The sequence below is a fragment of the Nodularia chucula CCY0103 genome (genome assembly GCF_963923915.1).
GTDB lineage: Bacteria > Cyanobacteriota > Cyanobacteriia > Cyanobacteriales > Nostocaceae > Nodularia > Nodularia chucula.
In genome coordinates this window covers 1-14,080 of record NZ_CAWUOL010000119.1, presented here as the reverse complement: position 1 = coordinate 14,080, position 14,080 = coordinate 1, and the positions used below count along the sequence as shown (strand labels likewise).

Here is a 14,080-nt window from a genome sequence, read left to right as displayed (position 1 = left end):
TACTGTATTTACTTATTGTTACACATTTTGGTTATTTCACGCCCACCTACTTATTGCTAAAATGTCCATAATCAGAATAGTGTATTTTTTTGACATATAATATTTGACCATCATTCGGACCCCTTGTCAGTAAAAACCAAAAATACTCGCCGATACTATCAACTTTTACCAAAAGATTATCATGTTCAAATGATAATTTACGCAATTTATCAATCGGATATTTAAACTCTTCTATCAGATACCTAAATTCGTAGTTCGATGAATAGTCTTGGTGAGGATGACAAATCAAAAATATTAACAATTCTAGAGCAGTTGAGTTATTGGGGTCTATTGTTAATAAATTTTTAGCAATTGAGAATGATAAATAACTAGATAAACCAGTCAAAGATGAAAGATAGATGATCATCATCTCTACCAGCGACTTTTCTAAAGTGGTAATTACTTTTGGATGATCTTGTTCAATTTCACCTAACATATAAGCTGATATTGCACGCACGTAGGGATGATTATCAGATGTGATCAAGTAATTTAGCGACTCTAGAAAATCAGCACGCTCGATCCCAATTTCCTGTAACATTATGAGAAGGTCAAGACGAATATACCAATATTTATGAGTCTTGATATTGTTTAGTGCATTTTCCACTACCGGACTGTAATCATAATTTTTGACATTCCTCAGTTCATTAATACCCCAGAGAATATCGTAAAAAATCATACAACCATTATCTGGCTCATATTCTTCCTCTGGATCATATTCTTCATCAGAATATTTACTTTCCATCACGTCAATTATAGTTTCGATGGATTTATGATTGCTAGGTTCAATTTTACCTAATTTTATTGCAGCAGATAGTCGTATATCTCTATCCTGACTATCTAGCAATTGTAAAAATATTTCTCTAGAGTCACTATCAAACAAAATACTCAAATTACTAATGATTTTATCTTTCCTGTAAAATTTACAAAACTCTAGCCCGTTGAGCAATTTATCAATAATATTTTTAAGCTGAGATGTGTATTGATCATCATCTTTCGTTTGATTCAGATGTTCAACTATTTTTTTTGCAGCAGTTTCATCATATAAACTATCTAGCAATTTGCTTAATTGTGATAGTTCTTGACTAGGGTCATTGTAAGATTCAGGTGTTATACTAACAGGTTTTTTTTCAATGTCTGAAGTTGATTCTGATACCTGTTCCGAATTTAAGTGAGTATCTGAAGTGTTACAATTGCTTTCTTTAGGGAATAGATTTGGACAGTCTTTCGATATCTCATCAAAAATGTCGTTAAACTCTTTCTTACGCCTTTCTTCTTCCTTCAATAAGAAAATAGGAGACTTATACTTGAGTACATTAATTGCTTTTTCTTTATATATACCACCACAATTATCTTCAAAATTATTGATATAAGCTCGAAACTGTCTGATTTTATCAAAATTACATTTTTCCATTCTTTCCAGCCACAGCAGAATTACTTGTTGCCATTGAGGTTCAAAAATGTGATATATTCCTTGTTCTGGATTATCACGAACATGATTTAAAAAATCATGCCAATCATCAATAGCTAAAGCTGCAAAATATTCCTGAAAATTAGGATGAAAGAAAGCATAAACATCTTCATAATTGGCATTTATATTTACCTTATTCAACCAACCTAACTCACAAGCTAAATCAAATAATTCTTGAGTCATCACATCAACTGCGAAACTCTCAGGTAGTTGAAATCTATACTTGCTGTCAATTCCTGCGAAAGCTAATTTACCTAAAGCTTCGTGTAATTCTTGCTTTTTCTTATAATTTAAATCTTGAGTAATGGACTCAGGCTTCCAATCATAAAAATGCTGTCGGTATAAATGGAATATTTCTGTTTTGGTTTCTGGTAATTCTCTATTCTTGCTAGTTTGATAAATTTGGCATAAAACAGATAACATTAAAGGATTACTAACCAAGCCTGTAATACTATGGTTCCCTTGGTCTCTTACTTTTAATTCCTTCTGTAGTTCATAACCACGAGATATATTATTGGCATATTTAAACCATTCGCAAATAAATTTATAAATTTGCTTGGGTTGGAATTTCTGAGTTTGATAAGTATCAAAGTTTGGTAAAATATTATTATTTAAACTTGCATCCCAAACATTTAACCGACAAGTCAAAATTACCCTCGCTTTTCCTACCCAACCTCTCAAGGCTTGAGAAATTTTATTTAATGCTTTTATAGATGAAGGTTCGCCCATTTCATCTACACCATCTAACAGCAACCAAACATCACCTGCATAAAAACGTTTTCTTAGCTGCTTTTCTATTTCTGGAGTAGAATTTTTCCCAGGTAATTCCATTGCATGAGGTAGCCATTTCGTGAGTATATATTCCTCTAATTTCATACCTTGCAAATCAGCAAGAGAAATAACAATCACTAGGTCTTGATTTTCTCGTTTGATGTGTGATGCAACAGCATTTAATAAAGTAGTTTTACCTGCTCCCGGTTCTCCCACTATTGCAATGTTCTTGTTTTTATCCCCAGGATTTTGACTGATGATCTGTTGCAGAAAATCATCATGTTCATAGGTTTTGGTGATAAATTCCTCATCTAGCTGATAAACTTGTTCTCTAGGAACACTCTCATCTCGTCTTTGTTGCTGTTTCCGTTGTACCAAACCCAGGGGAACATGAACATTTACCTCAAATCCCATTGCAGAGGCTTTTCTTCTAATCTGCTGCTCATTGAGGACGGTGTGACAAACTTCCAGCCAGTTAACATCTTCTTGGTTTTGAGTGGTATTTACAGATTGAGGAAACCCCTCATCAGCATCAACAATATCTGTTGGTAATATTTCCAAAGCTTTTGCTATAGCTTCGATAGTATTTCTATCTTTTGGTTCTCCTCTCAAAAGAGTATTGAGAGTCTTAATATCTATTTCAGCCAGTTCTGCCAATTTCTTAAGAGAGTAACCTTTTTCTCCCCTTTTTTCCTCAATCAAATCTCTTCCTTTAGGTTTGATAGCAATACCACGGTTACGTTGACTATTCATAGATATACAGTTAACTTGATTACAACTATCAATACTGTAGTCAATCTCATTGCTGATTGGGAAGTGGAGATAAAGGAAGATAAAGAATTTAATATCTTCCCTTAATTTCCCTATACACAACTAATCTATTTGCATATTGAGGGAGTTATTCGGGTAAAAAGTCCTTATCCAAAGATTCATCGGTGCTGAAGGGAGATTCTACAGGAAAGGTATCAAGTGATAATCCAGTTTCTATGGCTGCTTGTTGACGTGCATCTTGATAACACTCTGCAAAGGTTTCAGAAAAGTAATTTTTTAAACTTGGACTATCTTGCAGGCTTTTCTTTAATCTCCGCCGATGCTCAAATATAGTTGAAAGCCAACTATTAGTGCGTTTTTCTGGCTGATATTTACATTTCAGCAAGTGCATTAATAAAATAACTAAATTACTTTCTAATGCTCTTTTTTCACTTCTCCCCATACATTCAATTTCTTCGATGAGATTGGCTAAATCAACTTCCGCAAATTTTCCTGCTTTTAGTTGTTCAGCCGTTGTCTCTAGCCAGAAATAAAAATCTTGGTCGTAAAGTTGGGAGTTAGTGGAGACTTTTGGTTGAGGCGCTGTCATCTAATTTTTTGAACCTGCCAAAATTTAACCAATTGATAGCAATATTTTAGCAATTCTAACTTTAAATGAGTTACAAACAAAAAGATACAAAAAGATCCTCGATTTCTTCAAGAAGTCGGGGATCTAAGCCTCGCGAGGTTTGGCAGGTTTTCAAGCACCCATACCGGAATAACGTTTTAATCCTGCACGCCACAGCAGACGATTTGCACCTAAAAATATCAATATCCAACCCAAAATTGCTAAAAATCCCCGTGGAACATCTACCGGTAGCCCCACCAAAAGACTAACTGGGAAATTAATCAAGTAGGGAAAAGGGGTAAACATGACTATTGTTCGCACATTCTCAGGGAAAACATCTAAAGGGGCTATTAAACCAGATAAAAATAGGTAAAACAATAGCCAGAAAGTTTCCAAGGCGCTAGCCCGTTCTGTCCAAAAGGCGAAGAGAGCAAAGGTATACTGAATCACGAATCGTAGAAAGAAACCTAACGTCACTGCTAACCCAAACAGTAAAAATTGCGTCAAATTCGGGAACCAAATAGCCTGGGGATAGAGGATAAAAAACAAGAGAACTAATAGTAATATGAAGGGTATGCGGGCAACTCTTTCAGAAATATGACCAGCGAGATGATGCCATACTGGATCTATGGGTTGTAATAAGCGCGATGATAATTTGCCCTCGACTACTTCTTTTTCAAACTCCCAAATTACCCAAACAACGGTCATTTGTCTGACAAGAAAAACGGTGATGAAATAACGGGCAAAATCTACAGATGTTAAACCAAATTCCCCACTTTCAGCCGCTTCTATCCATACACCCATGAGGATAATTGGTAAAGCCCCAGATAAAACCCACAAAATCAATTCTGCCCGATACTCAACCATATAGGCGTAGTAAACAGCAAGAAATGTCAAGATTTTCCGAATAATTTTTTTCACTTAAATTACGAATTACGAACTACAAACGCTGATCAAAGGATTGCGCGGATGAGATTATTTGTGATAACAATAGAGGCTAAAATCCGTATCGCGGATTATGTGGATTACGCTGATTACGCTGATTTTTTTCATGTGCTAAGATAAGTAAAATCTGTGAAATCCCTTAATCCGTCTCATCTGTGTCTACGAATTACAAATTAAACTACTCCGGACTGAAAAACTCTACCAATCACTTCTTCTATGGGCGGCTCGGTTACTGTTAAGTCGATGACTTCTAAATCATTTAAAATTTGAGATACGGTGGTTGTGAGCTTCTCTCGCGGGACTATAAAGCTGACTACACTTCCCTCTAAGAGTTGCACATCTCCATAACAGGTGAGTTTTTCTCTGGGTAGGGGCTGGGCTAACTCAATATGGATTTCTCGGTAAGGTGCGAAATTGGCTAGCAGTCCATCTAAACTCCCGTCATACATTAGCTTTCCTTGATGAATTAACAGCACACGCTTACATAAGGCAGTAATATCAGCCATGTAATGACTAGTTAATAATACGGTGGCTTGATAACGCTGATTATACTCGCGCAAAAAGTCTCGCACTGCCACTTGAGCATTAACATCTAGTCCTAGTGTGGGTTCATCGAGAAACAAGACATGAGGATGATGCAAAAGTGCTGCTAGTAGTTCGGCTTTCATGCGTTCACCTAAAGATAATTTCCGCATGGGTTGGGTTAGCTTACCTTCTAGGGTGAGCATTTCTGTTAATTCCCCGACTCGCTTTTGAAATTCTTTGTTGGAGATGTTGTATACAGCAGCGTTGATTTTTAAGGAGTCAAGGGCGGGTAAGTCCCAGAGTAGTTGCTGTTTCTGCCCCATGACTAAGGTGATTTTGTGTAAAAATGCCTCTTGGCGCAGAAATGGTTCGTATCCCGCTACTCTGACTGTCCCCTCCGAAGGATGAATTAGCCCTGTGAGCATTTTTAGGGTGGTGGTTTTACCAGCACCATTTGGTCCCAAAAAACCCACCACTTCACCAGGTGCTATTTCAAAGGAAACATCTTGTACTGCTTTAATAGGGCGGTAGGTACGCCGAAAAAAGTGGGTGAGTGTGCCTTTTAGCCCTGGTTCTTTAACAGCAACTGGATAAAATTTACTCAGATTTTCAACGGTGATAATTGACATAATTTTATATTGAAACTACAGATAAATACAGATAGATGCACATCAATTATTTATCTGTATTAATGATTGCTTTGGTAAACACAAGGTTTACTTTAAACGCCCAGAGCGCAAAATACTAAAAACTAGCCACAAACCTAATAAACTGGCAGCAGCAAAAAGGACAGTACTTAAATAAGAAAGTTGAGTTGTTTGGGCTTTGGTGGAAATAATGGCTGCTCCCATGATTAGAGAACCTACCAAAATGCTAAAAGATAATCTGTTAGCTGCGTCATCTAAAGTGCGCCGCATACCATCCAAACCACGCAGGGAAAGATTCCACTGTAAGGTTTCCGAGGTGACGCGATCTAATAACAGTTCAATTTGCCGGGGAAATTGTAATGATAAACTCTTAATATCTAAGGCAGTTCTTAAAAGCGATGGCACTGGATTATCGCCTAATAATTGCCTCCGAAACAAGTCTGTAATTAATGGCTGGATTTCATCAAATAAATTCACCTCTGGGTTAAATGTCCGGGCTACTCCTTCCAAGTTCGCCAGAGTTTTGGCATATAACCCCATATTACTGGGTAAGCGAATTTTATTGTTTCGGGCGACTTGCAAAACTTCATAAATTACCCGACTGAAATTCAGTTGACCCAAGTTGACATTATGATACTTCCGCAACATCCGATCATAATCATTTTCTAACCGGGACAAAATCACTGGCTGAGAAGAGTCTGCTAATTGTAAAGTTAATTGAGCGCAGCGCCCTGCATCTAAATCAATGATGGCTAAGAGCATTTCTGTGAGTATCTGCTGAGTGCGGGGATCAAGCCTACCCACCATTCCACAGTCTAAAAGCGCAACCCGACCATCTGCGAGATAAAATAAATTTCCAGGATGGGGATCAGCATGAAAGAAGCCATCAATATATAGTTGCTGGAAAAAAGCTCGAAATAGTAAAGTAGTGATTTCTTGGCGTTGTGTATGAGCAGTTTTACCGTTCTCAATGCTGATTAAATTCGCTGAGAGGAAGGGAACTCCATCCAGCCATTCCATAACCAATAACTTTTCGGTGGTGATGTCCCAGAAAATTTCTGCAACTACCAGTTGTGTGGGATCAAACCAGCGACTACGAGATAAATTACCTCGTAGCTCGTCGGTAAAACCAGCTTCGAGTGTAAAATCTAATTCGTCTTCTAAAGCTTTGGTAAATTCTGCGGCGACGGATTTGATTTCATAGGTTTGCCCAAATTCTGTGCGGGCGACTAAATCAGCAATTCCTTGAATTAAAGCGATATCTTGAGCAACAGTGAGAGCAATTCCCGGACGTTGCACTTTTATCGCTACTTCTCGACCATCGACTAATGTGGCGCGATGAGTCTGGGCGATTGATCCCGCCGCTACGGGAACAGGATTAATTGTGCTGAAGGTTTCTTCCAGGGGGCGTTTGAGGTGCTTACGGATGAATACTTCTACTTCTGACCAAGGAACTGGGGGTACTTCGTCTTGGAGAGTGGAAAGTTCTTCTATGTAGGCGGCGTTCAGTAAGTCGGGACGGGTAGAAAGTAGCTGACCAAGTTTGATATAAACTGGCCCCAAGTCCACCAGGATATTCTTTAAAACCGCAGGTGTGGGTAGCTGGGGTTGATCAGCTTTACCACCAGTCAGCAGCCTTCGCATATAGTCCCAGCCATTGCGAAGGACTACTTCGATGATTTCTTTTTGACGAGGAACAGTTTGGGTGAGGAACATTGTGGGGAGATGAGGGGGATCAGGGGATTTGGCAGATGGGGAGTCAGGGAATGGAGAAGAGTTTGCTGTATCCTATTAGTCTCTAGCTCCTAGTCCCTAGTTCTTCAAACGGACATTTCAGTTATAATAGGGGGAGCAAATGTTTTACCTCTTCAAGCTTAACAACTACAACAGTTCGCTAAATCGGGGATCATCGGCAAGGGTTTTGAGAATCTGCTTTATTTCTTGGGTACGGTCTTTATTAATGACAAGAGTAACGTTGCGATCGCGCACAATCACCACATCCTCTAAACCAATAGTAACAATTACATCTTCCGAATCGGTGGCATAAACAATCGCCCCGTGAGTATCTAACCCCACATGAGTAGCAAGTTCTACATTGGGATTATCAGTTTTTTTCAGTAATCGCTCTAGTGCATTCCAATCTCCTAAATCATCCCAACCAAATTCCACCGGCAAGACGTATGCTAGATTTGTTTTTTCCATCAGTGCATAGTCTATACTCTGTTTAAGCAACTGAGGATATATATCAGGGCCTTGTTGTGCTAATGGTTCGATAATTTCCGGCGCATGGGTGTATAGTTCCTTAAGAATAACTCCAGCCCGAAACACGAACATTCCACTATTCCAGCTAAAACGCCCCGTCGCTAAAAAAGTTTCTGCTGTTTCACGGTTGGGCTTTTCAGTAAAGCGGTTGACGTGATAGGCTGGCAAATCATTAAATCTACCAATCTTTTCGCCTTGTTCAATGTAGCCGTAACCAGTTGATGGGAACGTAGGTTTGATCCCCAAAGTGACAATCGCCTCTGTGCTTGCCGCTAACTGGGTAGCAGCATCTAAGGTGCGTGCAAATGCTTCTTGGTCAGCTATCCAATGGTCAGAGGGAAAAAAGCCGATAATCGCATCTTCTCCGTAACGTTTCTTAATTTCCAAACTTGCCCAGGCAACAGCAGCAGCAGTATCTCGTCCTTGTGACTCAATTAATAAATTTTGAGCTGGCAGTTCAGGTAGTTGTTGTTTGACACCTGCGGCTATTTGACTAGAAGTTATTACCCAGAGGTGATTCCAGCCACTGGCAACTGCGACTAATCTATCAGCAGTTGTTTGTAATAAACTTCTAGAGCTACCATCAAGGCTTAAAAATTGTTTAGGTCTGTCTTTGCGACTCAGGGGCCAAAAACGCTCACCTTTGCCACCGGCAAGAATTACAGGGAACAGTGACTTATTCATGTTGTCATACACACCTAGCTCAGATCACTATCAGTGTACAGTGAGCTTTTGCCTTGGCAAGAGTGATGGCTGCGATCAATATACCGTTAGGGCGTGGTTCAGTGGGGAGATAATTTGTGATTGAACAATTTCAATGGTCAGAAAATGAAGTTACACCTCAACAACTCCCAGAGTTAGAATTAGAGGAAAGACTTCAACAAATACCGTGGGCTGAAAATGAGCTAGGAATCGAACAGCCATCAGCCTCTAGCCTGGACATAGTACCTCGCCAACCAGGAACTATTTCCCGCAGTGTGGTTGACTCTGTAGGGGCAATTCCCAACGAGTTATACGATCGCTTGGGCTTGACTATGCCCCGGTGGTTACTGTGGATTTTGACGGCTGTCATCGGCATAGTTTTTTCGGGTTTGCTGGTCTCTACTGTGGCGCTGTGGACCCCGCTATGGAGCAATTTGGAGCGTACAGATGAAGAATGGGGCTTTTCTGGCCAAGATGAGCCGAAAGTTCCATTACCGGGGGAATTATGGGGTAATATATCCCAGTATAAACTTTCACGCCCCATGAATATTCTGATTATGGGAGTTGATCCCGTGTCAGGAACTGTGGATGGTTCACCAGAAAGTTTTATCGGCACTAGCGATACCATGTTATTGGTGAGGCTGAATCCCAGTAATCAAACCATGCGGGTGCTGTCAATTCCCAGAGATACGATGATTGCTATGCCCGAACAGGGATTAACTAAGGTGTCTGAGGCCAATGCTCAAGGTGGTCCGGTTTTAGCCGCACGGGTAGTAAGTCGTACCTTAAACAATGCTCCCATTGATCGGTATATTCGGATTTCCACTAGTGGTTTAAGACAGTTAGTTGATCAATTGGGTGGGGTTGATGTCTTAGTACCCCAAGGAATGCAACAGGAAGACAGCAGTAATCATTTGGTGAGTGGATGGCAAACTCTCGACGGTGAACAAGCAGAAATGTTTGCACGGTTCCGGGAACCAGGGCTAGGGGATCTACCACGAGTACAACGTCAGCAAATGCTGATTACAGCTTTACTAGAACGCCTCAATAGTCCAACTGTATTACCAAGATTGCCCCAATTAACCCGCTTGATGCGAAAATATTTTGATACCAATCTCAAAACAGAAGAAATGATGGCTTTGGTAAATTATTCCATTAACCTGGAACGGGATAATTTGCAAATGACCATTTTACCTGGTACGTTCAGCCGATTTAGTCAAGATCCTAATAGTTATTGGCTGAATCTCAATGGACAACAGAGTTTATTGAATAATTATATTGGGGTAGATGTCCCTGGTTTAAGGCCAGATTTACGCCCGGTTAATCAGCGCAAAATTGCTATTCAAAATGCTTCTTCTCAACCTCAGCTAACAGAAAAGGTTATTAAGTATCTCAAAGACAAAGGATTTACTAATGTTTATGCGGTGTCAAATTGGCCGGATACTGAAAGGCAAACTCAAATTATTGCCCAAAAAGGCAATCGGCAAATAGGAGTGGAATTAAATAAACTCATAGGTTTGGGTGAGGTTCAGGTGTCTTCTATTGGGGATTTAAATTCTGATCTGACAATTCGTATCGGTGACGATTGGAAATAGTCAACATAATTCGTAATTGATAATATTTCCTATAGCTAACGCCACGCTGCGCGAACGTAGTTTGTGATTACAGCACTTCCGGGTGTTATCAGGTACAAGAACCCCTCCCCGCAAGCGCTACCGTATACACACAAGTTGGGAAATTCTCTTTTGTGTCATAAGACCCCACCCCTAGCCCCTCCCCGCAAGCGAGGAGGGGAACCGGATTTACAGTGAAATTCGGTTTTTAGGGCTGGAAACCCTTTTTGGATCAGGATGTGTGTACACGCTAGGCAAGCGAGGAGGGGAACAAGATTTAATTAGAAATCTTGTTTTTAGGGCTGTAAACCCTTTTTGGAATAAAAGTGCGATCATCCGGCCAATGAATGACAATTTGATTAATAAATGATATTAGACTATTGACTAATGATGCGCGATGTTTAAAGTTATGAAAAAGTTTTTAGTGAGATTATTAAGTTTGATTGTGATTTTGGTTTTGGCTTGGTTGTGGGTGATCATCAATCCTCAACCGGCTTTTGCTCAAATTAATACTATCAACTATAGTAACGGTAGTCTCCAGAATCGTGATTTTTCTAACACTGATTTGGCTGGTGGTACTTTTGTGGCGGCGGAAATGCGGGGGGCGAATTTTGCCGGGGCAGATTTGACTAATGCAATTTTGACTAAGGGGGTTTTATTAAATGCCAATTTGTCAGGCGCAAATCTCACGGGTGCTTTAGTTGACCGTGTGACGATGGATGGGGCAAATTTAACCAATGCTATTTTCACGGAAGCGACTATGACTAGAAGTCGTTTTTTTGATGCTGATATTACGGGGGCGGATTTTACTGATGCTTTGATTGACCGCTATCAGGTGGCTTTAATGTGCGATCGCGCCGATGGCATAAATCCAGTTACCAAAGTGGCGACACGGGATAGTTTAGGATGTCGGTAATAGGGAGTAGGGAGTGGGGAGTAGGGGGGGAAAAATTCCCAATCCCCAAATTACGAATTACGTTCGCGCAGCGTTTCCCCAGGAAATATTAAGAATTACGAATTAAAAATTTAGTGACACAACAAGACTCGAAACCCGCCCGTTCTTTTGCGGGAATAGCTGGAATTGTGGCGGCGGCTACATTAATTAGTAAAATATTTGGTTTAGTGCGACAGCAGGCGATCGCAGCTGCGTTTGGTGTGGGTGCTGCCGCTACTGCTTATAGTTACGCTTATATTATCCCTGGTTTTCTCTTAATCTTACTGGGTGGTGTGAATGGACCATTGCACAGTGCAGTTGTCAGCGTTTTAGCCAAGCGTCCCCGGTCAGAAAGCGCACCACTGGTAGAAACAGTCACAACTTTGGTGGGGGGATTACTGTTGCTGGTGTCCTTGGGGCAAATTTTCTTTGCTGATGCGATCGTGGATATAGTCGGTTATGGCTTAGAAAGTACCACAAGGGCGATCGCCATTCAACAAATCCGCATCATGGCCCCAATGGCTTTATTTGCCGGTTTAATTGGCATTGGTTTCGGCACTCTCAACGCCGCCAATCAATATTGGTTACTATCAATTAGTCCCCTACTATCCAGTATTACCGTCATTGCCGGTATTGCCATCTTAACCTTGCAACTGGGTAAAGACATTATTCAGCCAGAATACGCCTTCAGGGGAGGTATGGTCTTAGCCTGGGGAACCTTAGCCGGCGCAATTCTCCAGTGGGTAGTACAGCTAATCGTCCAGTGGCGCTTAGGACTGGGGACATTACGCCTGCGGTTTGATTTTAAATCCCCTGGGGTGCAGGAAGTCATTAGAATCATGGCACCCGCCACCATTTCCTCTGGGATGATGCCTATTAACGTCGCCACAGACCTTTACTTTGCTAGTCCCATACCTGGGGCTGCGGCTGGTTTTAACTACGCCAATCTCCTAGTGCAGACTCCGCTGGGGATTATTTCTAATATTATTTTACTGCCTTTATTACCAATGTTTGCGAAATTAGCCGCTCCAGAACATTGGCCAGACTTAAAATTACGCATTCGTCAAGGAATTTTACTCACCGCCGTCACCATGTTACCTTTAGGAGCATTAATGATCGTATTATCTGTACCCATTGTGCAGATCATCTATGAACGGGGTGCTTTTAAACAAGAAGCCACACAGTTAGTTTCATCCCTACTGATTGCTTACGGAATTGGGATGTTTGTTTATTTAGGGCGTGATGTTTTGGTCAGGGTATTTTATGCCTTGGGGGATGGACAGACACCTTTTCGCATTAGTATATTTAATATTTTTCTCAATGCTGGACTAGATGCAATTTTAGTCAAACCTTTTGGAGCTAATGGTATTGTGTTAGCAACAGTAGGTGTAAATTGCAGTTCCATGTTGATGCTGTTATGGTTGCTAAATCGTAAACTCAATGGTTTACCTTGGCGGGAGTGGAGTTTGCCAATTTTGGGTTTAGCTGGGGGAAGTTTTGTCGCCGGGTTAGCTAGTTTTGGAACTTTGGTTAGTTTGCAGCAGATATTAGGAACCCAGGGATTAATAGTTCACCTATTGCAGTTGTGTATATCCGGCTTAGTAGGGATTTTGGTATTTGCAATTATTGTCTCATTCCTGAAAATACCAGAGGTGAATACCTTCGTAGTGCGGATGCGGCAGAAGTTTTTGAAGAGATGAAAATATATCAAGTTCCCATTAATACTTGGTAAATGAGATACAGAGATGAATCCCAGATTAGTTATAGATTTTCTGCCCCTTGTCTTGTACTACCGTGTACACACAAGGGGAAATTCTCTTTTGTGTCATAAGACCCCACCCCTAGGGCGTGTTTTCAAACTACAACCACAACAAAATACAGGCGATAGTAATCATAGCTGTATAATTGGCTGCAAGTTTTTCATATCGGGTGGCAATGCGGCGAAATTGTTTGAGTCGGTTGATAGCCCGTTCAACAATGTTGCGTTGACGGTAGATTTCACGGTTAAAAGGGCCGCGTCGCGGTTCATTTGAGAGTCGTGGAATCGTGATACGGATACCACGGCGGCGAAGGTAATTACGTATTCTCCGACCCGTATACCCTTTATCTCCCACTAATCGTAAAGGGCGTAAACGTGGACGACCACGCCCAGAACGCTTGACTGCTCCTTTTTCCATTAATTGTTCTAGAAAAAGTGACTCGTTTCTTTGCCCAGGGCTGAGAATAAACGTTATCGGTTTACCTTTACCCTCACAACGTATGTGTATTTTCGTACTAAAACCACCCCGAGAACGACCTAGTTTCTCCTCTTCTGCGCCCCTTTTTTTCCACCAGCTGCGTGTTGGTGGGCGCGGATCACTGTTCCATCAACGTAATGAACCTCCCAGTCGAGCTTTCCTTGCTCGTCAGCGCTTGCTTGTAGATGTTCTAAGATTTGCTGCCAAATTCCCGCCTTTTGCCAGCGATAAAACCTTGTGGCCACACTTTGCCACTTTCCATAACGTTCTGGTATATCCCGCCATGGTGCGCCTGTTCTCAGTATCCAAAGAATGCCATTCACAACTGTGCGGTGGTCATTATTTGGCTTTCCTGTTGGTGGCTTTTCTGGCGGTAGTAACGGTTTTAACCTCTCCCACTGTTCGTTGCTTAACTCTGGTCTATTCATCATCACTACAACGCGATCGCCTTTTTCTTAGGATACAACCAGTTTGAAAACACGCCCTAGCCCCTCCCCGCAAGCGAGGCTACGGTGTACACACAAGTAGAAGTAAACTACTAGGGGAGGGGACTTTATGA

At 41.0% G+C, this 14,080-nt stretch carries 10 protein-coding genes; 3 read left to right on the top strand and 7 right to left on the bottom strand.

From position 1 onward, the window contains the following. Positions 1-46: 46 nt before the first annotated feature. The 6 genes from ACM0OP_RS21920 to ACM0OP_RS21895 form a co-directional block, all read right to left on the bottom strand. Positions 47-3,031, bottom strand: a complete 2,985-nt coding sequence (locus ACM0OP_RS21920) for an NACHT domain-containing protein (protein ID WP_414530530.1) — start codon at positions 3,029-3,031, stop codon at positions 47-49. A gap of 145 nt (positions 3,032-3,176) precedes the next feature. Continuing rightward, complete coding sequence (locus ACM0OP_RS21915) at positions 3,177-3,638, bottom strand: DUF29 domain-containing protein (protein ID WP_414530529.1); 462 nt, start codon at positions 3,636-3,638, stop codon at positions 3,177-3,179. 150 nt (positions 3,639-3,788) lie between these two features. After that, complete coding sequence (locus tag ACM0OP_RS21910; RefSeq protein ID WP_414530528.1) at positions 3,789-4,577, bottom strand: ABC transporter permease; 789 nt, start codon at positions 4,575-4,577, stop codon at positions 3,789-3,791. Positions 4,578-4,774: 197 nt separating this feature from the next. Beyond that, entirely contained in the window at positions 4,775-5,755 is a 981-nt protein-coding gene (locus ACM0OP_RS21905; protein WP_414530527.1) for an ABC transporter ATP-binding protein, read from the bottom strand. Positions 5,756-5,842: 87 nt separating this feature from the next. Continuing rightward, positions 5,843-7,489: an ABC1 kinase family protein gene (locus tag ACM0OP_RS21900; RefSeq protein ID WP_414530526.1), complete on the bottom strand. Its 1,647-nt coding sequence runs from the start codon at positions 7,487-7,489 to the stop codon at positions 5,843-5,845. 165 nt (positions 7,490-7,654) lie between these two features. After that, the gene (locus ACM0OP_RS21895; RefSeq protein WP_414530525.1) at positions 7,655-8,719 is read right to left on the bottom strand and encodes a mannose-1-phosphate guanylyltransferase; all 1,065 of its coding nucleotides are present in this window, start codon (positions 8,717-8,719) and stop codon (positions 7,655-7,657) included. A 116-nt stretch (positions 8,720-8,835) separates the two neighbouring features. On the opposite strand from ACM0OP_RS21895, the gene ACM0OP_RS21890 reads away from it, so the two are divergent. The 3 genes from ACM0OP_RS21890 (at position 8,836) to murJ (ending at position 12,984) form a co-directional block, all read left to right on the top strand. Then, positions 8,836-10,332 carry an LCP family protein gene (locus ACM0OP_RS21890; RefSeq protein WP_414530524.1) on the top strand — a complete coding sequence of 499 codons (1,497 nt, stop codon included), beginning with the start codon at positions 8,836-8,838 and terminating at the stop codon, positions 10,330-10,332. Between the two features lie 427 nt (positions 10,333-10,759). Further along, positions 10,760-11,266, top strand: coding sequence for a pentapeptide repeat-containing protein (locus ACM0OP_RS21885; RefSeq protein WP_414530523.1), 507 nt, complete (start codon positions 10,760-10,762; stop codon positions 11,264-11,266). 113 nt (positions 11,267-11,379) lie between these two features. Further along, complete coding sequence (gene murJ / locus ACM0OP_RS21880) at positions 11,380-12,984, top strand: murein biosynthesis integral membrane protein MurJ (protein ID WP_414530522.1); 1,605 nt, start codon at positions 11,380-11,382, stop codon at positions 12,982-12,984. A gap of 159 nt (positions 12,985-13,143) precedes the next feature. On the opposite strand, the gene ACM0OP_RS21875 is transcribed toward murJ, so the two are convergent. Next, a protein-coding gene (locus ACM0OP_RS21875; protein ID WP_414530531.1) for an IS5 family transposase occupies positions 13,144-13,949 on the bottom strand; the annotation gives its coding sequence in 2 pieces (ribosomal slippage) (positions 13,144-13,613 and positions 13,613-13,949; 807 coding nt in all). Between the last annotated feature and the right edge of the window lie 131 nt (positions 13,950-14,080).

Bases quoted from the DNA above. Each gene is read 5' to 3' on its own strand.
- ACM0OP_RS21920 (WP_414530530.1), bottom strand. From the start codon at position 3,031: ATGAATAGTCAACGTAACCGTGGTATTGCTATCAAACCTAAAGGAAGA.
- ACM0OP_RS21915 (WP_414530529.1), bottom strand. From the start codon at position 3,638: ATGACAGCGCCTCAACCAAAAGTCTCCACTAACTCCCAACTTTACGAC.
- ACM0OP_RS21905 (WP_414530527.1), bottom strand. From the start codon at position 5,755: ATGTCAATTATCACCGTTGAAAATCTGAGTAAATTTTATCCAGTTGCT.
- ACM0OP_RS21900 (WP_414530526.1), bottom strand. From the start codon at position 7,489: ATGTTCCTCACCCAAACTGTTCCTCGTCAAAAAGAAATCATCGAAGTA.
- ACM0OP_RS21895 (WP_414530525.1), bottom strand. From the start codon at position 8,719: ATGAATAAGTCACTGTTCCCTGTAATTCTTGCCGGTGGCAAAGGTGAG.
- ACM0OP_RS21885 (WP_414530523.1), top strand. From the start codon at position 10,760: ATGAAAAAGTTTTTAGTGAGATTATTAAGTTTGATTGTGATTTTGGTT.